Below are 22,522 nucleotides of genomic sequence, written 5' to 3'. Positions count from 1 at the left end.
GTGCCTTGGGGCGGGTAGACTTCCCGCATGGCCGCCAAGACCCCTCACACCGACTTGCCGCTGTTTCCCCTCGGCACCGTGCTGTATCCCGGCGGCCAGCTGTCGCTGCGCATCTTCGAGCGACGCTACCTCGACATGATCAGTGAGTGCGCGCGCACGGGCAGTTCATTCGGCGTGTGCAAGATTCTCGAAGGCCATGAAGCTGGCGCACCGGCGCTGCCCGCGGCCGTGGGCACGCTGGCGCGCATCATCGATTTCCATAACCGCGAGGACGGCCTGCTCGGCATCCTCGCCGAGGGTGGCGAACGTTTCCACGTGATGCGCACGCGCGTGCGCTCCGATGGGCTGGTGCGTGGCGATGTGGAGCTATGGCCCGCGGAGCCTACGCACGACGTGCCGGTGGAGCTGGCCTTGCTGCCGTCCATTCTTGAACGGCTGATCGAGAACCTGGCCCCGCAGTGGCGGCATGCCGACCGGCGTCTTTATGACGATGCCGGCTGGGTAGGTTTCAGGCTGGCCGAACTGCTGCCCTTGCAGGCGGACGAGCAGCAGCGCCTGCTCGAGATGATGGATCCAGTGCAACGCCTGGCCGAGCTGCGTGACATCCTTCCACGCTTCCAGCGCGCCTGATCCACGGGATGGTGGTTGCGCGGCGCGGACCACGCTTTGCGGCGGCCCGGTGCGCTTCTACACTGGCCCATTCACGACTGAGGTGACACTTCCATGAGCAGCCTGGCGGGCAAGACCCTCTTCATCACTGGTGCGTCGCGTGGCATTGGCCTGGCCATAGCGCTGCGTGCGGCGCAGGACGGTGCCAACGTGGTGATCGCGGCCAAGAGCAGCGTGCTCAACCCCCGGCTGCCGGGCACCATCTTCACCGCCGCGGAGCAGGTCGAGGCGGCGGGCGGCAAGGCCCTGCCGATCAAATGCGATATCCGCGAGGAAGAGGATGTGCAGGCCGCCGTGGCTGCCACGGTGGAACGCTTCGGCGGCATCGACATCCTGGTGAACAACGCCAGTGCGATCTGGCTGGCCGGCGTGGCAGACACGCCGATGAAGCGCTTCGACCTCATGCAGCAGGTCAACGCGCGCGGCAGTTTCCTGTGTGCGCAGGCGTGCCTGCCGCATCTGCTCAAATCGGCCAACCCGCACATCCTCACGCTGGCGCCGCCGCCGTCGCTCAATCCCAAGTGGTGGGCGCCGCACACGGGCTATACGCTGGCCAAGATGGGCATGAGTTTCGTCACGCTGGGGCTGGCCGGTGAACTCGGCAGCAAGGGCATTGCCGTCAATGCACTGTGGCCGCGCACCATCATCGCCACCGATGCGCTCAACATGATTCCGGGCGTGGACATCGCGCGCTGCCGCAAGCCGACCATCGTGGCCGACGCGGCGCACGCCGTGCTGACGCGCGAGGCCAAGGGCTTTGCCGGCCATTTCCTTATCGATGAGGAGGTGCTGCACGAAGCCGGTGTCACCGACCTTACCTGGTACGCCATGGATGCATCGCAGGAACCGTTGCCCGATCTGTTTCTCGACTGACCGCCATGGCGTGCCCGTTCTGCGAGATCGTCGCCGGCCGTCTTGAAGCCAGCGTGGTGGCGCAGACGGCGCATGCGCTCGCCTTCCTGGACCTCCGCCAGGCGGTTCCGGGGCACGTGCTTGTGGTGCCAAAGGCGCACGTCGAAGACATCTATGCCATCGACCCGACGGTGGCCGGCGACGTGATGCAACTGGGCGTGCGCGTGGCACATGCGCTGCGCGACGCGTTTCATGCGCCGGGGCTCAACCTGTGGCAGTCCAACGGTGCAGCGGCCGGGCAGGAAGTGCCGCACTTCCATCTGCACGTGCAGCCGCGCCGCGTGGGCGACGGCTTGTTGCGGATCTATGCCCATGGCGTGCCGTCGCCATCGTCACGCGCGGCGCTGGACGACATGGCGCAGCGCATCCGGCAAGGTCTTCCCCCTGATGACGGCGTCCCCACGCCACGGAGCGTTCCATGAAATATCTGCATACCATGATCCGCGTGCGCGACATCGACGCGAGCCTGCGTTTCTTCTGCGAGGGGCTGGGCCTGAAGGAAACGCGACGCACGGAAAACGACGCGGGCAAGTTCACCCTGGTGTTCCTCGCCGCGCCCGGCTCGCCGGACGCCGAAATCGAGCTGACCTACAACTGGGGCTCCACCGAGGATTACGGCAGCGCCCGCAATTTCGGCCACCTCGCGTTTCGCGTCGACGACATCTACCAGACCTGTGCCCACTTGCAGTCCATGGGCTACACCATCAACCGGCCGCCACGCGACGGACACATGGCTTTCGTACGCTCGCCCGACCTGATTTCGGTCGAACTGCTGCAGGACGGTCACCTCCCGCCGCAGGAGCCATGGGCGTCGATGCCCAACACGGGCGTCTGGTAAGCGGGTCCAGGGCGAAGGCCGGGCGAAAGGCAGGGCCGGGAAACCTCTAGGCCATAGGTGCTAGCCAGCCTGCTGGCCTCCGGCTTCTGTCCGACGGTACTTGCCCCGTTTGTGGGGTGACTGCAGCAGGCAGAGTTGTATATTGTGTGACCCATATCACATTTCTGTAGCGGTCGCAGGCTAGCTTGGCGCGACGGGCGTGGTAACCGGGGGGTAGCCACATGGCGTGGCAACGACCGGCCGACACCTGCGACCCTTCAAGGGGTTGGGGGAGGGACCATGGCTGTAATGAGGGAGGAAGCCAGGCGATGCGTCGTCTGGTTTGGTCAGCCAGCCGGTGAGGAACGGGCAGAGCTGGCCAGGGCAGGATGGATTGTGCGCGTGGCCGATGCCAGCACCCAGGGTGGCGTGGGCGTGCGCAACAACGACACGGTGGTGGCGCTGGCCGACCTGCGGCATGGGGATCCTGCCTCGGCGCAGGCCATGGCCCAGCTGATGGCCGATTATCCATGGTTGCCGTGGGTGGCCCTTATTCCGCCGGACATGTCGGCGCACGAGCCACTGATCGATCGCATCCTCGAAGCCAGCATCGAATACTTCAGCACGCCGGTGGATGTCGATCGCCTGATCGAGGCGTTGTCGCGCATCGGTGGCGATGAACCCCGCGCGGTGGAGCCCGGAGAGAACGGCATTACCGGCCGCAGCCCGGCCATGGGTGCGGTGGTGGCCAGCGTGCGCAAGTACGCACCGGTGGAACTGCCGGTGCTGATCACCGGCGAAACCGGTACCGGCAAGGAAGTGGCCGCGCGTGCGCTGCATAGTCTTTCCGCGCGAGCCGACCGTCCGTTCGCGGCGATCAATTGCGGCGCCCTGCCGCCGAACCTGGTGCAGTCCGAACTGTTCGGTCATGAGCGTGGCGCGTTCACGGGCGCCAATGCGCGACGTATCGGCCATTTCGAAACCGCTGCCGGCGGCACTGTATTCCTCGACGAAGTGGGTGACCTGCCGCTGGACGCGCAGACCAGCCTGCTGCGTTTCCTGCAGGAAGGCACGCTGGAGCGCGTCGGCAGCAGCCAGCTGATCAAGCTGGATGTGCGCGTGCTGGCCGCGACCCACGTGGACCTGGAAAAGGCAGTGGAGCAGGGGCGGTTCCGCGAAGATCTTTATTACCGGCTCAACGTGTTGCGCCTGCGCATGCCGCCGCTGCGCGAGCGCGAGGATGACGTGGTGCTGCTGGCACAACGCTTCCTCGATGCCTTCCGCGAGCAACATGCCAGCCGCGCACGCGCCTTCAGTGCCAGTGCGCGCCGGGCGATGCAGGAATTCACCTGGCCGGGCAACGTGCGCGAGTTGCTCAATCGCGTGCAGCGCGCGGCCGTGGTGGCCGAGGACACGCTGATCAGCACGAATGATCTTGACCTGGCCGATGTGCTGACCAAGCAGGCTGCGCGTTCCAGCCTCGGAAGCACGCGCGTGGCTGCCGAGCGCGACGCCGTCATTGCCTGCCTGCGCGAAAGCCGCTTCAACGTGAGTGAATGTGCGCGGCGACTGAAGGTGTCGCGCGTGACCATCTACCGCCTGTGCAAAAAGCACCAGCTCGCACTCGACGAACTGCGCTGAGCCGACCTCAGGCGATCCTCAACAGCACACCATGCGAGTGACGACTGCTGGCCGCCCCGACCGGGGTGGGTGGCGGATGCTCGCTCCTGCATGACTGGTTGGGCGCCGACCCAATCACCTGGCTGCAAGCACCCGCCACCCACTCCGGCCGAGGCTGGCCGACCGTGGGGAAGGTTTGCGTGGTGAACGTGTAAGAAAGGAAGGCCCCCGACCCGCAGGGGTCGGGTCGGGGGCTTCCATTGGTGCCCCGGCCACAGGGGTTGCCGGGTTACCGCCCTCATGACCGCCTTGCGGCGGAATGCTTTTCTGCGACTTCCCACCTGATGCGTGGGCGAGCAAGAGATCCGGTGGCCAGCTGCGAACTCCGTGCCGACGTAGCCCTGGGCCACCCATGGGCATCGCCATCCTGTCGCCGAAACGTCCGTATCCCGGCGTTCGGCGCGTTGTCGCAGCTGGCTCTTTCCCCCTACCCGCCTGTACAGGATGTAGAGAGCAATCGCCGTGCCAATATCCGGCAATGGCCGGAAAGCGCGGTTTTACGCGCCCTGGCCGGGTGCGATGGCGTTTTGAAACGTGTTAACAGCGTTACAGCTGGCGCGTGAAACACACCGGCAAAAGCCGCTTAACACCTGTGGTTAAGCCAATCCGGGGAAGGTGTATCACCCGGTTAACAGGGGACAGGGGAAATGTCACACCTGCCCACGATGGCGCCGCTCCCCGAGGCGGGCGTGCGCCTTTCGTGCGAGAGCGGTGCCCGGAATCGCCCATTCGCCCGATCCGTGCGCGACGGCAGGCCGCGTCCCCTTCGGCCTCAAGCCGTGCAAAGCCCGCCCCCAGGGCTTACGATGCATGGCTGCCGCCCAAGGCGGCGCATCCCCATTCCCGCTTTTCCCCTTTGAGCATGGTGTCGTCCTCGACGATGCCCGGAGTACGACATGCACGCGCAAGACCCGTCCGCCCAGTCCCTGATCGATCTCGGCAAGCGCTACTGGCTGCCGGTGTATCGACCGCGCGATGTGGTGCTGGATCACGGCAAAGGCGCGCGCGTGTGGGATACCCAGGGCCGCGATTACGTGGATTTCGGCGCCGGCATCGCCGTGAATGCGCTGGGCCACCAGGACCCCGACCTGCTCGAGGCCCTGACCACCCAGGCGCAGAAGCTGTGGCACACCAGCAACGTGTTCTACAGCGAGCCGCCGCTGCACCTGGCCGAGGAGCTGGTGGCGGCCTCGGGCTTCGCCGAGCGCGTGTTCTTCTGCAACTCGGGCACCGAGGCGAACGAGGCGGCCATCAAGCTCGTGCGCAAGTGGGCCACGGCGCAGGGGCGTGAGGCGGACAAGCGTGTCATCGTCACGTTCCGCGGCTCCTTCCACGGCCGCACGCTGGCGGCCGTCACGGCTACCGCGCAGCCGAAGTACCAGGAAGGCTACGAACCGCTGCCGGGCGGTTTCCGCTATCTCGATTTCAACGACGTACCGGCGCTGGAAGCGGCGTTCGCGCACGGTGACGTGGCTGCCGTGATGCTGGAGCCCGTGCAGGGCGAAGGCGGCGTGCTGCCGGCGGCGCCGGGCTTCATCCAGCGCGTGCGCGAACTGTGCGACCAGTACAACGCGCTGCTGGTACTGGACGAGATCCAGTGCGGCATGGGCCGCACCGGTACCCTGTTCGCCTACGTGCAGGACGGCGTGAAGCCGGACATCGTGACGCTGGCGAAGGCCCTGGGCTGCGGATTCCCGATCGGCGCCATGCTGGCCGGCCCCAAGGTGGCCGAGGTCATGCAGTTCGGTGCGCACGGCACCACCTTCGGCGGCAACCCGCTGGCGGCCGCGGTGGCACGCGTGGCGCTGCGCAAGCTGTCCTCGCCGGAAGTGCTGGCGAACGTGGCCCGTCAGTCGCAGGCCATCCGCGATGGCCTGATGCGCATCAATGCTTCGCTGTCGCTGTTCGATGAAGTGCGCGGTCGCGGCCTGATGCTGGGCGCGGTGCTCAACGAGGCCAACAAGGGCAAGGCCGGCGCCATCCTGGACCACGCGGCGGCCCATGGCCTGCTCGTGCTGCAGGCGGGCCCGGACGTGCTGCGCTTCGTGCCGGCGCTCAATATCAGCGACGAGGACGTGGCCGACGGCCTGCAGCGTCTCGATGCCGCCCTGCGCAGTTTCGTCGCCGGCTAATCCGCTCCGAAGTGTGCTCTCCCTGCCTGGTGGGAGCGCACCCTGTGCGCGGCCTGCCCGTCGGTTATCGCGTAGCAGGCGGTGAATCGGACGCTTCCACCACGCCAGATGCCGCCAGCGGCGCCCCGCACCCCCGGCAAAACTGCGCATCGGCCTGATGACCCTGCATGCCGCAGGCCGTACACACTGCCTGCCGGTGCGTCTCGCGGATGCTCGCGGCGAGCTCCGCCGCGAAAATGCCCGTGGGTACGGCAATGATGCTGTAGCCCACCAGCATGATCAGCGAGGTGAGTATCTGTCCCAGCGGTGTGTGCGGGGTGATATCGCCGAAGCCCACGGTGGTCATGGTCACCACCGCCCAGTACATCGCGCGCGGAATGCTGGTGAAGCCGTTCTCCGGGCCTTCGACCAGATACATCAGCGCGCCGAAGATCAGCACCAGCGTCAGGATGGTGCTGATGAAGATGAAGATCTTCCGTCGCGCCTTCACCAGCGTGCTCCAGAGCAGATCGGCCTCGCCCACGTACCGGGTCATCTTGAGCACGCGGAAAATGCGCAGGATGCGTACGGCGCGGATCACCAGCAGATACTGGCTGCCGGTGACCAGCAGGCTGAGATAGGTCGGCAATACAGCCAGCAGGTCAACGATGCCGAAGAAGCTCAGCGCATAGCGTTTCGGCTTGGCCACCACGCTCAGGCGCATCAGGTATTCCACGGTGAATGCCACCGTGAAGCCCCACTCCAGCACATAGAACACACGGGCAAAGCGCTGGTGCAGATCCATCACCGTGTCCAGCATGGTGACGATGATGCTGGAGAGGATCGCGATGATCAGGATCAGGTCGAACAGGCGACCGGGTGCGTCGTCATGACCGAAGATGATGTGGAACCAGCGTGCGCGCCATCCCGTGGCGGTGGCGGGTGCGACCGAGGTATCGAATGGGAAGGGCGGCTGCTTGCTCATGCGACTGACTCCCTGGCGCAAGCGGCCAGCATAACGCCGCGCGCGAGCCCCGGAATCAGATCAGGCCGAAGCCGGCGAGTGTCGCTTTCCATGCCGCCAGGTCACGGTAGTGGTGCGCATGCAGGCCAGCCCTGCGGGCGCCTTCGACATTGTCTTGGTTGTCGTCGACAAACAGCGTGGCCTCCGCCGGCACGCCTAGCCAGTCCAGGCAATGGGCGTAGACCTCAACCTGTGGCTTGCGCGCGCCAAACTGCGCCGAGGCGAAAGCGCGCCCCTCGAACAGGGGGAACAGCTCGGGAGCAATCTGCGGCAGCCGCTCCGCCATCAGCACACTGTTGTTGGTAAGGATGGCGACGGTCACCCGGCGGGACAGCGTCGCGGCCAGCGCGAGCATGTCCGGGCGGATATGCGTGGAAGCCTGGCGGGCGGCCGTCCAGGCCTCCAGCGTGACCGCGCGGCCGAGATAGGTGCTCAGCGCGTCCAGATAGGTTTCTGCCGTCAGCATGCCGCTGTCGGCGGCGTCCTCGATGCCGGAGCCGTAGATGGCCGCCTGCACGTCCTCTGCCGGGCAACCGATGGCGTGGGCCAGATGACCCACGCGCACCGAACGGTCGTAGTCGGCGAGTACTTCGTCCAGGTCGAACAGGACGCAGCGCAGGGTCACGTCAGCCGGCGCGAGCGGCACGCAGCGCGCCACGCGCGGCTTCCAGCGTATCGGCGATGTCCTGCTCGCTGTGCGCGCTGGACACGAACCCGGCTTCGAACGCGGACGGCGCCAGATACACGCCGCGCTCCAGCATGCCGTGGAAGAAACGGTTGAACAGGGCGCTGTCGGCCGCGGTGGCCTGGGCGTAGCTATCCACCTTCTCCCGGGTGAAGAACAGCCCGAACATGCCGCCCACACGGTTGGTGCTGAAGGCCACGCCTTCACCATCCGCCACGGCTTGCAGGCCGTCGGTAAGCAGGCGCGTGCGCGCGGCGAGCTGGTCGTAGAAGCCCGGCGCCTGGATCAGCTCCAGCATGGCCAGGCCCGCAGCCATCGCCACCGGATTGCCGGAGAGCGTGCCCGCCTGATAGATCGGGCCCGACGGTGCAACCTGCTGCATCAGGTCGCGACGACCGCCATAGGCGCCCACCGGCATGCCGCCACCGATGATCTTGCCGAAGGTGGTCAGGTCCGGCGTCACGCCGTAGTACGCCTGTGCACCGCCCAGGGCGACGCGGAAGCCGGTCATCACCTCGTCGAAGATCAACAGCGCGCCGTGCTTCGTGCACAGTTCGCGCAGGCCCTGCAGATAGCCATCCTTCGGCGGGATGCAATTCATGTTGCCCGCCACCGGCTCGATGATCAGGCCGGCGATATCGTGGCCGTGCTCGTCGAACAACCGCGTTGCCGCTTCAAGGTCGTTGTAGGCCAGGGTGAGCGTGAGGTCGGCATTGGCCTTGGGCACGCCGGGGGAAGTGGGCACGCCGAAGGTGAGCGCGCCGGAGCCCGCCTTCACCAGGAAGCTGTCGCCGTGGCCGTGGTAGCAGCCTTCGAACTTCACGATCAGGTTGCGACCGGTGGCGCCGCGGGCGACGCGGATGGCCGACATGGTGGCCTCCGTGCCCGAATTCACCATACGCACCATGTCGATGGACGGGATCAGGCGCGTGATGGTTTCGGCCATGGTGACTTCAGCGGGGCAGGGCGTGCCGTACGAAAGGCCGTTCTTCACCGCCCGCTCCACCGCTTCGCGCACGTGAGGGTGGTTGTGGCCCACGATCATCGGGCCCCAGGAGCCCACATAGTCGATGTAACGCTTGCCTTCGACATCCCACAGGTAAGGGCCATCCGCACGCGCCGTGAAGAACGGCTCGCCACCCACCGACTTGAAGGCGCGCACCGGCGAGTTCACGCCGCCGGGCATCAGTTGCTGCGCGCGTTGGAAGAGTTCGTGGTTGGTGGTCATCGTGGATGTCTCAATGCGAAGTGAAGAGTTGGGCGAACCGCTCGGCCGCGCCGCGGACGTCGGGATCGCCAAAAACGGCCGAGATCACGGCGAGATAATCGGCGCCGGCGTCGATCAGCGAACCGCCATTGTCTGGCGTGATGCCGCCGATCGCCACTCGTGGCACGCCCAGCGCGGCGGACTGCCGCAGTAGATCGAAGGAGGCACGGCGTGCATGCGGCTTCGTGGGCGAGGGGAAAAAGGCGCCAAACGCGATGTAATCGGCACCGGCAGCAGCCAGTTCGCGCGCCCGCTCCATGGAGTCGTAACACGACACGCCAATGATGGCGTCTCCGCCCAGCGCAGCGCGGGCGGCCGCCACATCGCCGTCGTCCTCGCCCAGGTGAACGCCGGCGGCGTCCGCGGCCCGGGCCAGCGCCACGTCATCGTTGATGATCAGTGGCACCTGGCGCACCGCGCACAGGGCCCGCAGGGCGCGGGCTTCGTCGAAGCGGCGCGGGTGGTCGGCGGTCTTGTCCCGGTATTGCAGTACCCGGGCGCCGCCGGCGAGGGCCTGGGCCACCACCTCGAGCAGGTCAGGGCGGGGGCCGTCGGTGATCACGTAAAGGCCTTGGCCGGAGAGTTTTGCGCGCATGCGTATCAATCCTGGAAAAGCGGCGCCATACGCTTTCGCATCGGCGGGGGAGTTGCGAGAATGAACCTCTTATTTTCCATATCAAGCAGTCCACGATGAATCAGAGCACCAACGAAACCGGCACCCTGCGCAAATGGATGTGTGTCGTCTGCGGCTTCATCTATGACGAAGCGCTGGGCGTGCCCGACGAAGGCATCGAGCCCGGTACGCGTTGGGCCGACGTTCCCGACACCTGGACCTGCCCGGACTGCGGCGCGACCAAGGACGATTTCGAGATGATCGAAATCGACTGATTTCGCTCTCCGCGTTGCCCTCAAACGGCCCGATTCCGTCATCGTACGGACCGGGCCGTTTGCTTATATAGCCCCTGCGCGCCGGAAAAAGGCGGGCAACCGAAGCAGGAGCCGCATCATGCAGCAGTTCATTCCGTTCGAAGACGAGTGGGACATCCTCGACAGGCTCAGTCCCGAAGCCCTCATCCCCTATCACGTGGGCGTGCCCTGCCGGCATGACATGGCAGCCAACGACCACTGCGCCGGATCGTCAGCGCCATCCGCGGAAAAGACCGCTCCGAAGCCGGCCGCCGCGCCGCCCGGACCCGTCAGGGCTTGAAGCGCCCCGTGACCCACCGGGTCGCCGTACCCCTCAAAGGAGAGTCCCGTCTGCAGGGACTCTCCTGTGCGTACTTATAGAGAGGGGATGCACTCGAGGTCGCCCGCGGCGCGTCTATTGCAGGGTCTCTTGGGCAGGAAAGCGCCAAAAGCCGCGGAGGCAGTAGTGCGGCAGGGTGCGGGAACGCTCGGATGCATCCGAAAGTAGCGCTGATGAGGCGCCTCTATAAGAGAGCGATCACCGTCGCGAAACGCTTACCCGGCACGTCGACGTGGCCCTGTCCGGGTCGATGGGCGGCGGTGAAAGTTGCCGCGATGTGAAAAATGCGAGTCAGGGGAAGCGCTTAGGGGTAGCGGGCGCGGGCTTTCGTCATCAATGTGAAAAAAAGTCGTTGAGACCCCTTCCCAACCCTGGGGGTCCACGCTATTATTTCGCTCCTCCCCGGACGAGATGCTCTTCCTCACGGGGTTCCACTGAAAACCTGGTTTGAAAATAAATTTTCAAAACGGTGTTGACGGACAGGAAAAACGATGTAAGATGAGCGGCTCACTCGGAACGAAATGTTCCAACGCTGAAACGGAAACGGTCAGCAAGTGATTGAGATCTTTGACAGTGTGCGCAGGTGACTTGTGTGGGCGCCTTGCGGTGGATGACTGAATGTCAAACATATGCAAGCGCCTAACCAAGAGAATCAAGTTTAAACGCTTGACGTTTTACGGTTAGGGTTAACGCTTCAGAAAGATAGATCAGCTTCGGTTGATCGAAAACTTAAGTGAAGAGTTTGATCCTGGCTCAGATTGAACGCTGGCGGCATGCCTAACACATGCAAGTCGAACGGCAGCACAGTAGAGCTTGCTCTATGGGTGGCGAGTGGCGGACGGGTGAGTAATGCATCGGGATCTACCCAAACGTGGGGGATAACGTAGGGAAACTTACGCTAATACCGCATACGTCTTACGAGAGAAAGCAGGGGACCTTCGGGCCTTGCGCGGTTGGACGAACCGATGTGCGATTAGCTAGTTGGTAGGGTAATGGCCTACCAAGGCGACGATCGCTAGCTGGTCTGAGAGGATGATCAGCCACACTGGAACTGAGACACGGTCCAGACTCCTACGGGAGGCAGCAGTGGGGAATATTGGACAATGGGCGCAAGCCTGATCCAGCAATGCCGCGTGTGTGAAGAAGGCCTTCGGGTTGTAAAGCACTTTTATCAGGAGCGAAATACTACCGGCTAATATCCGGTGGGGCTGACGGTACCTGAGGAATAAGCACCGGCTAACTTCGTGCCAGCAGCCGCGGTAATACGAAGGGTGCAAGCGTTAATCGGAATTACTGGGCGTAAAGCGTGCGTAGGCGGTGACTTAAGTCTGTTGTGAAATCCCCGGGCTCAACCTGGGAATGGCAATGGATACTGGGTCGCTAGAGTGTGATAGAGGATGGTGGAATTCCCGGTGTAGCGGTGAAATGCGTAGAGATCGGGAGGAACATCAGTGGCGAAGGCGGCCATCTGGATCAACACTGACGCTGAGGCACGAAAGCGTGGGGAGCAAACAGGATTAGATACCCTGGTAGTCCACGCCCTAAACGATGCGAACTGGATGTTGGTCTCAACTCGGAGATCAGTGTCGAAGCTAACGCGTTAAGTTCGCCGCCTGGGGAGTACGGTCGCAAGACTGAAACTCAAAGGAATTGACGGGGGCCCGCACAAGCGGTGGAGTATGTGGTTTAATTCGATGCAACGCGAAGAACCTTACCTGGCCTTGACATGTCTGGAATCCTGCAGAGATGCGGGAGTGCCTTCGGGAATCAGAACACAGGTGCTGCATGGCTGTCGTCAGCTCGTGTCGTGAGATGTTGGGTTAAGTCCCGCAACGAGCGCAACCCTTGTCCTTAGTTGCCAGCACGTAATGGTGGGAACTCTAAGGAGACTGCCGGTGACAAACCGGAGGAAGGTGGGGATGACGTCAAGTCATCATGGCCCTTACGGCCAGGGCTACACACGTACTACAATGGTCGGTACAGAGGGTTGCAATACCGCGAGGTGGAGCCAATCCCAGAAAGCCGATCCCAGTCCGGATTGAGTCTGCAACTCGACTCCATGAAGTCGGAATCGCTAGTAATCGCAGATCAGCTATGCTGCGGTGAATACGTTCCCGGGCCTTGTACACACCGCCCGTCACACCATGGGAGTGAGTTGCTCCAGAAGCCGTTAGTCTAACCGCAAGGGGGACGACGACCACGGAGTGGTTCATGACTGGGGTGAAGTCGTAACAAGGTAGCCGTATCGGAAGGTGCGGCTGGATCACCTCCTTTCGAGAACGACATCTTCATTCCCGCAAGACGTCCACACAAGACACCTGCACATCCTACGCATGCCACAGGGCATGCTGGCCGAAAAGGCCGAGCTTTATGGGTCTGTAGCTCAGGTGGTTAGAGCGCACCCTGATAAGGGTGAGGCCGGTGGTTCGAGTCCTCCCAGACCCACCACTTAGGCAACGCCTCATTGAACGGTGACGTTTGATGGAAGCACCTGGGGCCATAGCTCAGCTGGGAGAGCACCTGCTTTGCAAGCAGGGGGTCGTCAGTTCGATCCTGACTGGCTCCACCACTTTACGGATGTGTAGCGCACACATAGATTATTTTGAAACAACCCGGCATTGTGGCCGACGTTGTGTTCTTTGAAAAAATGTAAACGAGTGACAAGCGTTTTGGTTCGAAACCGAACCGAGATGTGTCGTTGAGGCAATTAAGCGAACGCGTTGTTTGGACATCGATTCGTATCACCTCGTAAGTGATGCGGTATCGGCCCCGAGGCGACTTGGGGTTATATGGTCAAGCGACCAAGCGTATACGGTGGATGCCTTGGCAGTCAGAGGCGATGAAGGACGTGGCAGCCTGCGAAAAGTGTCGGGGAGCTGGCAACAAGCTTTGATCCGGCAATGTCCGAATGGGGAAACCCACTCCGCAAGGAGTACTGCAAGATGAATACATAGTCTTGCAGGGCGAACCCGGGGAACTGAAATATCTAAGTACCCGGAGGAAAAGAAATCAACCGAGATTCCGTCAGTAGCGACGAGCGAACGCGGACTAGCCCAAAAGTCTCTAGTGTTTTAGCCGAACGGTTTGGAAAGGCCGGCCATAGCGGGTGATAGCCCCGTAGGCGAAAGGGCATTAGAGATGAAATTGAGTAAGGCGGGGCACGAGAAACCCTGTCTGAACATGGGGGGACCATCCTCCAAGGCTAAATACTCCTGACTGACCGATAGCGAACAAGTACCGTGAGGGAAAGGCGAAAAGAACCCCGGAGAGGGGAGTGAAATAGACCCTGAAACCGTATACGTACAAGCAGTGGAAGCCCGCAAGGGTGACTGCGTACCTTTTGTATAATGGGTCAGCGACTTACTGTCAGTGGCAAGCTTAACCGTATAGGGGAGGCGAAGGGAAACCGAGTCTGAATAGGGCGCATAGTCTCTGGCAGTAGACCCGAAACCGAGTGATCTATCCTTGGCCAGGTTGAAGGTGCGGTAACACGCACTGGAGGACCGAACCCACATCTGTTGCAATAGATGGGGATGAGCTGAGGATAGGAGTGAAAGGCTAAACAAACTCGGAGATAGCTGGTTCTCCTCGAAAGCTATTTAGGTAGCGCCTCGTATGAATCTTCCTGGGGGTAGAGCACTGTTATGGCTAGCGGGCCATCGCGGCTTAGTAAACCATGGCAAACTCCGAATACCAGGACAGAATGTACGGGAGACACACGGCGGGTGCTAACGTCCGTCGTGAAAAGGGAAACAACCCAGACCCGCAGCTAAGGTCCCAAAGTTATAGCTAAGTGGAAAACGATGTGAAAAGGCATAGACAGCCAGGAGGTTGGCTTAGAAGCAGCCACCCTTTAAAGAAAGCGTAATAGCTCACTGGTCGAGTCGGTCTGCGCGGAAGATTTAACGGGGCTAAGCTATACACCGAAGCTCGGGGTGCACACTTTGTGTGCGCGGTAGAGGAGCGTTCCGTAAGCCTGTGAAGGTGAGTTGAGAAGCTTGCTGGAGGTATCGGAAGTGCGAATGCTGACATGAGTAACGATAATGGGGGTGAAAAGCCCCCACGCCGAAAGCCCAAGGTTTCCTCGCGCAACGTTCATCGGCGCAGGGTGAGTCGGCCCTAAGGCGAGGCAGAAATGCGTAGTCGATGGGAAGCTGGTTAATATTCCAGCACTTGTCTGTAGTGCGATGTGGGGACGGAGAAAGTTAGGTCTACCGGGCGTTGGTTGTCCCGGGGAAAGGCGGTAGGCATGAGGGTTAGGCAAATCCGGCCCTCTTTATGCCGAGCACCGAGACGAGTCCTATTGGACGAAGTGACTGATACTACGCTTCCAGGAAAAGCCACTAAGCTTCAGCTACAGAGAAACCGTACCGTAAACCGACACTGGTAGGCAGGGTGAGAATCCCAAGGCGCTTGAGAGAACTCGGGTGAAGGAACTAGGCAAAATGGCACCGTAACTTCGGGAGAAGGTGCGCCCTCCGGCGTGGTCACGTGCGTGACTGAGCGCTAGAGGGTCGCAGTAACCTGGCCGCTGCGACTGTTTATCAAAAACACAGCACTCTGCAAACACGAAAGTGGACGTATAGGGTGTGACGCCTGCCCGGTGCTGGAAGGTTAATTGATGGGGTCAGCCGCAAGGCGAAGCTCTTGATCGAAGCCCCAGTAAACGGCGGCCGTAACTATAACGGTCCTAAGGTAGCGAAATTCCTTGTCGGGTAAGTTCCGACCTGCACGAATGGCGTAACGACAGCGGCGCTGTCTCCACCCGAGACTCAGTGAAATTGAAATCGCTGTGAAGATGCAGCGTTCCCGCGGCAAGACGGAAAGACCCCGTGAACCTTTACTACAGCTTCACACTGAACGTTGAGTTCTTCTGTGTAGGATAGGTGGGAGGCTATGAAACCGAGACGCTAGTTTCGGTGGAGCCATCCTTGAAATACCACCCTGAAGTGCTTGACGTTCTAACCTAGGTCCGTTATCCGGATCAGGGACCGTGTGTGGTGGGTAGTTTGACTGGGGCGGTCTCCTCCCAAAGAGTAACGGAGGAGCACGAAGGTACGCTCAGCGCGGTCGGACATCGCGCACTGTGTGCAAAGGCATAAGCGTGCTTGACTGCGAGATCGACGGATCAAGCAGGTACGAAAGTAGGTCTTAGTGATCCGGTGGTTCTGTATGGAAGGGCCATCGCTCAACGGATAAAAGGTACTCCGGGGATAACAGGCTGATACCGCCCAAGAGTTCATATCGACGGCGGTGTTTGGCACCTCGATGTCGGCTCATCACATCCTGGGGCTGTAGCCGGTCCCAAGGGTATGGCTGTTCGCCATTTAAAGTGGTACGCGAGCTGGGTTCAGAACGTCGTGAGACAGTTCGGTCCCTATCTGTCGTGGGCGTTGGAGATTTGAGAGGGGCTGCTCCTAGTACGAGAGGACCGGAGTGGACGTTCCGCTGGTGTTCGGGTTGTCATGCCCATGGCATTGCCCGGTAGCTACGAACGGAAGCGATAACCGCTGAAAGCATCTAAGCGGGAAGCGCGCCTCAAGATGAGATCTCCCGAGACTTCGAGTCTCCTTAAGGCACCATCAAGACTAGGTGGTTGATAGGCACGGTGTGGAAGTGCAGCAATGCATTGAGCTTACGTGTACTAATGAGCCGTGAGGCTTGACCATATAACCCCAAGACGCTTCGTGAGCATTGCTCAACGAACCATCTCGGACGAATTCGCCCAAATCGCTTGTCACTCGTTTACACCCTCTGCGGAACTGGCGCATCAACTGCGCTGTTCCCACCCTTTCCCTGGCGGCTATAGCGCTGTGGTCCCACCCGATCCCATCCCGAACTCGGAAGTGAAACGCAGCTGCGCCGATGGTAGTGTGAATCCTCATGCAAGAGTAGGTCACCGCCAGGGGCTTTATCCCTCAAACGCCTTCCCATCCGGGAAGGCGTTTGTCTTTGCGCGAAAGGAAAGTTTCGCCCGGTGCGGCACCAGGTTTGGGTTTCAAGAGACTCCGTTTGGCCGTCCAAACGCCAGCGCACGATGGAGTTTTGCTGTCAGCCCCAAGACTGCGCGCCCCTGAACCACCACAGGCGGTCCCATACCCTTGATCGCAATAATTTGCGATGATCGTTAGCCGTAATCTGACGATGTGATGTGTATGACGACTCCCCCAAAGAGCCGCCTTGGTCCGCTTCCCTACCTGATCTTTTCTTCCCGTTGGCTGCAGTTGCCGCTTTATCTGGGCCTGATCGTCGCCCAGGCGATCTACGTCGTGCAGTTCGTGCGCGAGCTCTGGCATCTCGTTGACGCCACCTTGTTCGGGCATGTGGCGCCGGGCACCACCGAAAGTGCCGAAACCACCATCATGTTGACCGTGCTGGGTCTTATCGACGTGGTGATGATCTCCAACCTGCTGGTGATGGTGATTGTCGGCGGCTACGAAACCTTCGTTTCACGCCTGAGGCTGGATGGGCACCCCGACCAGCCGGAATGGCTGTCGCACGTGAACGCGACGGTGCTGAAGGTGAAGCTGGCCATGGCGATTATCGGTATCTCCTCGATCCACCTGCTGGCCACCTTCATCAAGGCCGCCTCGCTGGATCCGGAAACGATCAAGTGGCAGGTTCTGCTGCACCTGGCGTTCGTGGTGTCGGCGCTGGCCCTGGCGTATATCGATCGCATCATGCAGCCCGGCGACAAACCGGCGCACTGATGACAGGAAAAGGCCCCGTGCAAACGGGGCCTTTGTTGTTACGCTTGACGCGCTATTGGGCCGATGCAGGAGCAGGCGAGCGTGAAGCAGCGTTACATCCTTGCCCTGGATCAGGGAACGACCAGCTCGCGGGCGGTCCTGTTTGACCATTCCGGTTCTGTGGTTGGCCTGGCACAGCGTGAATTCGCACAGATCTTCCCGCAGCCGGGCTGGGTGGAGCACAACCCGCGCGACATACTCACGAGCGTGCTGGTCACCGTTACCGAGTTGCTGGCCAATACGCAGGTAGAGCTCAGCGACATCGCAGCCATCGGTATCACCAACCAGCGCGAAACCACCGTCGTGTGGGATCGCGCCACGGGCCAGCCCATCCACAACGCCATCGTCTGGCAATCGCGCCAGAGCATGGATATCTGCGAGCAGCTGCGGCGGCAGGGGCATGAATCCCTGGTGCGCGAGCGCACGGGCCTGCTCATCGACGCCTACTTCTCGGCGACCAAGCTGCGCTGGATCCTGGATCATGTCGAAGGTGCCCAGGCGCGCGCCGAACGCGGCGAGCTGCTGTTCGGCACCGTCGACAGCTGGCTGATCTGGAACCTGAGCGGCGGCGCGGTGCATGTCACCGATGTAAGCAATGCGGCGCGCACCTTGCTCTTTGATATCCATCGGCGCTGCTGGGACGACGACTTGCTCGCCATGCTGGATATTCCGCGCGCCATGCTGCCGGAAGTACGTTCCAACAGCGAGATCTACGCACATACGGCGCCTGCGCAGTTCTTCGGCGCGAGTGTGCCCATCGCCGGCGTGGCCGGTGACCAGCAGGCGGCCTTGTTCGGGCAGGCGTGCTTCAGCCAGGGCATGGCCAAGAACACCTATGGCACCGGTTGCTTCATGTTGATGCACACCGGTGAGCAGGTCGTGCCGTCCAAGCATGGTCTTCTCACCACCATTGCGTGGCAACTTGGCGATCGCGTGGACTACGCCCTCGAAGGCAGCATCTTCGTCGCCGGTTCGGTCATCCAGTGGCTGCGCGATGGCCTGCGCATGCTGGGTAAAGCGGCGGATTCGCAGGCCTATGCCGAGCGGGTCGCCTCCAGCGAAGGCGTCTACGTGGTGCCGGCATTCGTGGGATTGGGCGCGCCCTACTGGCGTAGCGACGTACGTGGCGCGGTATTTGGCCTGAGCCGCGGAACGAGCAAAGAGCACTTCGTGCGCGCCGCGCTCGAGTCGATGGCCTATCAGTCGCGCGATGTGCTCACCGCGATGGAAGCGGATGCGGGCATTGCCCTGAAGGAGCTTCGCGCCGATGGTGGTGCCATCGCCAACGATTTCATGGCGCAGTTCCAGAGCGACATGCTGGGCGTTCCCGTACTACGTCCACGCGTGCAGGAAACCACGGCGTTGGGTGCCGCGTATCTGGCGGGCCTGGCCGTCGGTTTCTGGGAAAACTGCGAGGAAATCGCCGGGCTTTGGCAGGTGGATCGCCGCTTTGCGCCGGTGATGCAGGAGGCCGAACGGGATCGGCTCTACCGCGGCTGGCAGGATGCCGTGAACGCCACCATGGGCTTTCGCGTGGGCTGAAACGAACAAGGCCTCCGCAGGGGAGGCCTTGCTGAATAGGCCAATGAATGGCCGTTTGGACGGCTATCTTCAGTCGATGCCGTAGCCGAACTGATCCTTGAATTCCGCGGAAAACTGCGCGTAATCGAAGTGTTGGTTCTGCGTGCCCGGGTGCTCCACCTTGAGTGCGCCCATCAGCGAGGCCATGCGGCCCACGGTCGGCCAGTCCTTGCCCTTCATGATGCCGAAGATGAGGCCGGCACGGTACGCGTCGCCGCAACCGGTCGGATCCACCACCTGGCGTTCGCGTGCCGGCGGAATCTCGTGGACGGTGCCGTCGGTGTAGATCTGCGAACCGCGCGGGCCGAGCGTCACGATGTACGCTTTCACGCGCGAAGCGATTTCCTGCGCGTTCCAGCCGGTGCGCTGCTGCAGCAGCTGCGACTCGTAGTCGTTGACGATGACGTAGGTGGCCTTCTCGATCATCGAGCGGAACTCGGCGCCGTCGAACAGCGGCATGGCCTGGCCCGGGTCGAAGATGAAGGGCACGCCGCGCGCGGCGAACTCATCGACGTGCTGCAACATGGCGTCGCGGCTGTCCGGCGCCACGATGGCGAAGCTGATCTCCGGGATGTCGCGCACGTGGTTGGTGTGCGCGCTGAGCATGGCGCCCGGATGGAAGGCGGTGATCTGGTTGTTGTCCAGGTCAGTGGTGATGAAGCACTGCGGTGTGAACTGGTCGTCGAACACGCGCACGTAGTCCATGCGGATGCCGCACTTTTCCAGGTGCAGCTTGTACGGACCGAAATCCTGGCCCACCGTGGCCACCGGCAGCGGGTCGGCGCCGAGCAGCTTCAGGTTGTACGCGATATTGCCGGCGCAGCCGCCGAATTCGCGGCGCATGGCCGGCACAAGGAAGGACACGTTCAGGATATGAACCTGATCCGGAAGGATGTGGTTCTTGAACTGATCCTGGAACACCATGATGGTGTCGTAGGCGAGCGATCCGCAGATGACGGCAGACATGATGCGAGGAGTTTCCCTGGCAGATGGGTGGCGGTCCAGGCGGCGCTTGCACCAGTCTGGCTCAAAGTTCCAGATCATACCGGGAACCGGCCCCGGCTGCGACTTTTGCACTTGTGGCGGGACAAGGGCGAAATGCTGAAAACGCGCCTATGGCCGCATAAATAAAGGCTTTCTTAACGAGAATGGCCTTGCGGTTGCGGGGCATGCTGACTAGACTGGCGCGCTTACTTTTTAGCCACAGCCGGCGCGCGGCGGACCCATGTTCAAGAAGTTTCGCGGATTTTTCTCCAACGACATTTCGATCGACCTCGGCACGGCCAACACGCTCATTTATGTGCGTGGTCAGGGCATCGTCCTGAACGAACCGTCGGTGGTTGCCATCCGCCAGGACCGTGGCCCGGGTGGTCCGCGTGCCGTGGCCGCCGTGGGTAGCGACGCCAAGAAGATGCTGGGGCGTACGCCCGGCAATATCGCTACGGTTCGTCCGATGAAGGATGGCGTGATCGCCAACTTCTCGATGACCGAGGCGATGCTGCAGCACTTCATCAAGCAGGTGCACAAGTCGCGCATGCTGCGCCCGAGCCCGCGCGTGCTTGTGTGCGTGCCCTGCGGCTCCACCCAGGTGGAGCGCCGCGCCATCAAGGAATCGGCCGAAGGCGCCGGTGCCCGTGACGTGTTCCTGATCGAAGAGCCCATGGCCGCTGCGATCGGCGCCGGTATCCCGGTGCACGAGGCGCGTGGCTCCATGGTGCTGGATATTGGCGGCGGCACGTCTGAAGTGGCGGTTATCTCGCTCAACGGCATCGTTTATTCGCAGTCCGTGCGCGTGGGTGGCGACCGTTTCGACGAGGCCATCATCAACTACGTGCGCCGTAACCACGGCACCCTGATCGGTGAGTCCACGGCCGAGCGCATCAAGCTGGAAATCGGCTGTGCGTTCCCGCAGACGGACGTGAAGGAGATCGAGATCTCCGGCCGCAACCTCGCCGAGGGCGTGCCGCGCATGTTCACCATCAACTCCAACGAGGTGCTGGAAGCGCTGCACGAGCCGCTGTCGGGCATCGTGGCCGCGGTGAAGTCGGCCCTCGAGCAGACCCCGCCGGAACTGTGCTCCGACGTCGCCGAGCGCGGCATCGTGCTCACCGGTGGCGGCGCCCTGCTGCGTGACCTGGATCGCCTGATTTCCGAGGAAACCGGCCTGCACGTGCAGGTGGCCGACGAGCCGCTGACCTGCGTGGCCCGTGGTGGCGGCAAGGCGCTGGAGCTGATCGATCAGCACGGCAGCGACTTCTTCGCTCCCGAGTAAGCTGCGACCAGGGGGCGCGTAACTCATGGCGCTTGCGCGCGAGGAATCCTCGCCCCTGTTTGCCGGCACCGCTGCCGGCACGCTCAGGCTCATCATCTATCTCGCGCTGGCCATGGTGCTGATGGTGCTTGACCATCGCAACGGCTGGATCTGGCGCCTGCGTTACACCACCTCGGTGCTGGTGGAGCCCGTGTACCGGCTCGCCAGCCTTCCGGCCGCCGGCATGCGCACCCTCAGCGTGGCCTTCTCCGACCGCAAGGCGCTCACCGAGCAGAACCAGCGGCTGCGCGAAGACCTGCTGCTCGCCAACGCCAAGCTCAACCGCATGGCCGCCGTGGCCGAGCAGAACGAGCGCCTGAAGCAGCTGCTGGACACCCAGCACAGCCTTGACCTCAATGTGCAGCTGGCCCGCGTGATCGACGTGGACCTGGGCTCGTCCAGCCATCGCCTGCTGGTCAACCTGGGCTCCCATGACGGCGTGAAGCCGGGCCAGGTGGTGATCGATGCCCATGGCGTGATGGGGCAGGTGGTGCAGGTGATGCCGCGTACCTCGCTGGTGATGCTGGTGACCGATCCCGACCACGCCATTCCGGTGGTGATCGAGCGCACCGGTTTTCGCACCGTGGCCTACGGCACGCGTCAGGGCGACCTGCTGAGCTTGCCGAACATCTCCATGGCCGCCGATGTACACCCCGGCGACAAACTGCTGACCTCCGGCCTGGGTGGGCGTTTCCCGCCCGGTTTCCCGGTGGGCGAGATCCAGAGCGTGGAGCCGGCCGGCTCGGGCATGTTCCTGGAGGCGCGCGCGCGTCCCGCGGCCGATCTGGATCGCAGCGACAACGTGCTCCTGCTGCATGACCTTGCCGAGCCGGTGGGTCCGCCGGAGCCTGCCGTACCGGCGGGTCCGCCCGCCGACCTGGCGCCGGCGCCGGCACCGGCTGGCAGCGTGGCGTCGCCGGCCCGCGCGGCGGTGGCGCCTGCCGCTTCCACGTCGGCAGCTACCAGCAACCCGGCGGTGCAGCCATGAGTCGTCCCCGCGTCAGTCTGTTGTGGTTCGTGGGCACGCTGGTGTTTGCCGTGCTGTCCATGCTGATTCCGCTGCCGGCGCCGCTGCAGCCGTTCAAGCCGTATTGGCCGGCGCTGTTCCTGCTGTACTGGGCGCTGGAGTCGGGTGATCGCGTCACGCTGGGCCTGGCCTTTGTCATTGGCCTGTGCGCGGACCTGCTCGACGGTGTGCTGCTGGGCGAGCAGGCCATGCGCCTGTGCGCCATGGTGTTCATCGTGCTGCGCTTCCGCTCGCGCCTGCGTTTCTTCCCCATGTGGCAGCAGACCCTGGCCGTGCTGGCCCTGCTGCTCAACGACCGCGTGCTGCTGCTGATCGTGCGCACCTTCGCGGGTGACGCGTTGCCGCCGGCCACTTGGTGGATCTCGCCGTTTGTCGGCGCTGCGTTGTGGCCGTTCCTGTTCCTGCTCATGGACGACCTGCGCATGCGCCTGCGCCTCCAGTAA

At 62.7% G+C, this 22,522-nt stretch carries 18 protein-coding genes, 2 tRNA genes and 3 rRNA genes; 18 read left to right on the top strand and 5 right to left on the bottom strand.

The features are described 5' to 3' along the window. Positions 1-27 precede the first annotated feature (27 nt). From H8F01_RS07355 to H8F01_RS07330, 6 genes are all read left to right on the top strand, one after another. Positions 28-630, top strand: a complete 603-nt coding sequence (locus H8F01_RS07355; RefSeq protein WP_187058350.1) for an LON peptidase substrate-binding domain-containing protein — start codon at positions 28-30, stop codon at positions 628-630. Between the two features lie 93 nt (positions 631-723). After that, positions 724-1,542, top strand: coding sequence for an SDR family oxidoreductase (locus H8F01_RS07350; protein ID WP_187058349.1), 819 nt, complete (start codon positions 724-726; stop codon positions 1,540-1,542). 5 nt (positions 1,543-1,547) lie between these two features. Further along, complete coding sequence (locus tag H8F01_RS07345; protein ID WP_187058348.1) at positions 1,548-2,003, top strand: HIT family protein; 456 nt, start codon at positions 1,548-1,550, stop codon at positions 2,001-2,003. Then, positions 2,000-2,419, top strand: coding sequence for a VOC family protein (locus H8F01_RS07340; RefSeq protein ID WP_187058347.1), 420 nt, complete (start codon positions 2,000-2,002; stop codon positions 2,417-2,419). The genes H8F01_RS07345 and H8F01_RS07340 overlap by 4 nt, the downstream gene beginning before the upstream one ends. A 279-nt stretch (positions 2,420-2,698) precedes the next feature. Continuing rightward, on the top strand, positions 2,699-4,039 hold the full coding sequence (locus tag H8F01_RS07335) for a sigma-54 dependent transcriptional regulator (protein ID WP_187058346.1): 1,341 nt from the start codon (positions 2,699-2,701) through the stop codon (positions 4,037-4,039). Between the two features lie 935 nt (positions 4,040-4,974). Further along, positions 4,975-6,210, top strand: a complete 1,236-nt coding sequence (locus H8F01_RS07330) for an acetylornithine transaminase (RefSeq protein ID WP_187058345.1) — start codon at positions 4,975-4,977, stop codon at positions 6,208-6,210. 64 nt (positions 6,211-6,274) lie between these two features. Here the strand turns inward: H8F01_RS07330 and H8F01_RS07325 are convergent, their stop codons facing one another. Genes H8F01_RS07325 through thiE form a run of 4 tightly spaced genes read right to left on the bottom strand, consistent with a single transcriptional unit; the run spans position 6,275 to position 9,760 of the window. Next, complete coding sequence (locus tag H8F01_RS07325; protein WP_187058344.1) at positions 6,275-7,174, bottom strand: ion transporter; 900 nt, start codon at positions 7,172-7,174, stop codon at positions 6,275-6,277. Between the two features lie 55 nt (positions 7,175-7,229). Then, on the bottom strand, positions 7,230-7,871 hold the full coding sequence (locus tag H8F01_RS07320; protein WP_187058343.1) for an HAD family hydrolase: 642 nt from the start codon (positions 7,869-7,871) through the stop codon (positions 7,230-7,232). After that, positions 7,840-9,126, bottom strand: coding sequence for a glutamate-1-semialdehyde 2,1-aminomutase (gene hemL, locus H8F01_RS07315; protein ID WP_187058342.1), 1,287 nt, complete (start codon positions 9,124-9,126; stop codon positions 7,840-7,842). Before hemL ends, H8F01_RS07320 begins: the two co-directional genes overlap by 32 nt. A 10-nt stretch (positions 9,127-9,136) precedes the next feature. Beyond that, entirely contained in the window at positions 9,137-9,760 is a 624-nt protein-coding gene (thiE, locus tag H8F01_RS07310; protein ID WP_187058341.1) for a thiamine phosphate synthase, read from the bottom strand. Positions 9,761-9,855: 95 nt separating this feature from the next. Between thiE and H8F01_RS07305 the strand changes: the two genes are divergently transcribed. The 9 genes from H8F01_RS07305 (at position 9,856) to glpK (ending at position 18,702) form a co-directional block, all read left to right on the top strand. Continuing rightward, a complete protein-coding gene (locus tag H8F01_RS07305) occupies positions 9,856-10,053 on the top strand; it encodes a rubredoxin (RefSeq protein WP_187058340.1) in 198 nt (65 codons plus the stop codon). Between the two features lie 118 nt (positions 10,054-10,171). Continuing rightward, positions 10,172-10,372, top strand: a complete 201-nt coding sequence (locus H8F01_RS07300; protein WP_187058339.1) for a hypothetical protein — start codon at positions 10,172-10,174, stop codon at positions 10,370-10,372. Positions 10,373-11,141: 769 nt separating this feature from the next. Beyond that, positions 11,142-12,685 (top strand): 16S ribosomal RNA (locus H8F01_RS07295). Positions 12,686-12,783: 98 nt separating this feature from the next. After that, positions 12,784-12,859 (top strand) — tRNA-OTHER (locus tag H8F01_RS07290). A gap of 45 nt (positions 12,860-12,904) precedes the next feature. Further along, positions 12,905-12,980, top strand: a tRNA-Ala gene (locus H8F01_RS07285). Between the two features lie 222 nt (positions 12,981-13,202). Next, a 23S ribosomal RNA gene (locus H8F01_RS07280) occupies positions 13,203-16,080 on the top strand. 126 nt (positions 16,081-16,206) lie between these two features. Then, positions 16,207-16,319 (top strand): 5S ribosomal RNA (gene rrf, locus H8F01_RS07275). The 16S, 23S and 5S rRNA genes sit together here with 2 tRNA genes alongside, the layout of an rRNA operon. Positions 16,320-16,560: 241 nt before the next feature. Further along, complete coding sequence (locus H8F01_RS07270; protein ID WP_425490082.1) at positions 16,561-17,121, top strand: TIGR00645 family protein; 561 nt, start codon at positions 16,561-16,563, stop codon at positions 17,119-17,121. Between the two features lie 81 nt (positions 17,122-17,202). Continuing rightward, a complete protein-coding gene (gene glpK, locus H8F01_RS07265; RefSeq protein WP_187058337.1) occupies positions 17,203-18,702 on the top strand; it encodes a glycerol kinase GlpK in 1,500 nt (499 codons plus the stop codon). Positions 18,703-18,771: 69 nt separating this feature from the next. Here the strand turns inward: glpK and H8F01_RS07260 are convergent, their stop codons facing one another. Beyond that, complete coding sequence (locus H8F01_RS07260) at positions 18,772-19,707, bottom strand: carbohydrate kinase family protein (protein WP_187058336.1); 936 nt, start codon at positions 19,705-19,707, stop codon at positions 18,772-18,774. Between the two features lie 259 nt (positions 19,708-19,966). On the opposite strand from H8F01_RS07260, the gene H8F01_RS07255 reads away from it, so the two are divergent. Genes H8F01_RS07255 through mreD form a run of 3 tightly spaced genes read left to right on the top strand, consistent with a single transcriptional unit; the run spans position 19,967 to position 22,522 of the window. After that, positions 19,967-21,013, top strand: coding sequence for a rod shape-determining protein (locus tag H8F01_RS07255; RefSeq protein WP_019463564.1), 1,047 nt, complete (start codon positions 19,967-19,969; stop codon positions 21,011-21,013). 25 nt (positions 21,014-21,038) lie between these two features. After that, complete coding sequence (gene mreC, locus H8F01_RS07250; RefSeq protein ID WP_187058335.1) at positions 21,039-22,040, top strand: rod shape-determining protein MreC; 1,002 nt, start codon at positions 21,039-21,041, stop codon at positions 22,038-22,040. After that, positions 22,037-22,522 (top strand): rod shape-determining protein MreD, encoded by a 486-nt coding sequence (mreD, locus tag H8F01_RS07245; RefSeq protein ID WP_187058334.1) that lies wholly within the window; start codon positions 22,037-22,039, stop codon positions 22,520-22,522. The genes mreC and mreD overlap by 4 nt, the downstream gene beginning before the upstream one ends.

This window comes from Dyella telluris (genome assembly GCF_014297575.1).
In the GTDB taxonomy this organism is placed as follows: domain Bacteria; phylum Pseudomonadota; class Gammaproteobacteria; order Xanthomonadales; family Rhodanobacteraceae; genus Dyella; species Dyella telluris.
This window is presented reverse-complemented; position numbering and strand designations above follow the sequence as displayed.

What these genes read in the sequence shown, in the direction of transcription:
- thiE (WP_187058341.1), bottom strand. Translation starts at nt 9,760, where the DNA reads ATGCGCGCAAAACTCTCCGGCCAAGGCCTTTACGTGATCACCGACGGC.
- H8F01_RS07335 (WP_187058346.1), top strand. Translation starts at nt 2,699, where the DNA reads ATGGCTGTAATGAGGGAGGAAGCCAGGCGATGCGTCGTCTGGTTTGGT.
- H8F01_RS07325 (WP_187058344.1), bottom strand. Translation starts at nt 7,174, where the DNA reads ATGAGCAAGCAGCCGCCCTTCCCATTCGATACCTCGGTCGCACCCGCC.
- H8F01_RS07330 (WP_187058345.1), top strand. Translation starts at nt 4,975, where the DNA reads ATGCACGCGCAAGACCCGTCCGCCCAGTCCCTGATCGATCTCGGCAAG.
- mreD (WP_187058334.1), top strand. Translation starts at nt 22,037, where the DNA reads ATGAGTCGTCCCCGCGTCAGTCTGTTGTGGTTCGTGGGCACGCTGGTG.
- H8F01_RS07340 (WP_187058347.1), top strand. Translation starts at nt 2,000, where the DNA reads ATGAAATATCTGCATACCATGATCCGCGTGCGCGACATCGACGCGAGC.
- hemL (WP_187058342.1), bottom strand. Translation starts at nt 9,126, where the DNA reads ATGACCACCAACCACGAACTCTTCCAACGCGCGCAGCAACTGATGCCC.
- H8F01_RS07350 (WP_187058349.1), top strand. Translation starts at nt 724, where the DNA reads ATGAGCAGCCTGGCGGGCAAGACCCTCTTCATCACTGGTGCGTCGCGT.
- H8F01_RS07270 (WP_425490082.1), top strand. Translation starts at nt 16,561, where the DNA reads ATGTGTATGACGACTCCCCCAAAGAGCCGCCTTGGTCCGCTTCCCTAC.
- mreC (WP_187058335.1), top strand. Translation starts at nt 21,039, where the DNA reads ATGGCGCTTGCGCGCGAGGAATCCTCGCCCCTGTTTGCCGGCACCGCT.
- H8F01_RS07260 (WP_187058336.1), bottom strand. Translation starts at nt 19,707, where the DNA reads ATGTCTGCCGTCATCTGCGGATCGCTCGCCTACGACACCATCATGGTG.
- H8F01_RS07305 (WP_187058340.1), top strand. Translation starts at nt 9,856, where the DNA reads ATGAATCAGAGCACCAACGAAACCGGCACCCTGCGCAAATGGATGTGT.
- H8F01_RS07300 (WP_187058339.1), top strand. Translation starts at nt 10,172, where the DNA reads ATGCAGCAGTTCATTCCGTTCGAAGACGAGTGGGACATCCTCGACAGG.
- H8F01_RS07255 (WP_019463564.1), top strand. Translation starts at nt 19,967, where the DNA reads ATGTTCAAGAAGTTTCGCGGATTTTTCTCCAACGACATTTCGATCGAC.
- H8F01_RS07345 (WP_187058348.1), top strand. Translation starts at nt 1,548, where the DNA reads ATGGCGTGCCCGTTCTGCGAGATCGTCGCCGGCCGTCTTGAAGCCAGC.
- H8F01_RS07355 (WP_187058350.1), top strand. Translation starts at nt 28, where the DNA reads ATGGCCGCCAAGACCCCTCACACCGACTTGCCGCTGTTTCCCCTCGGC.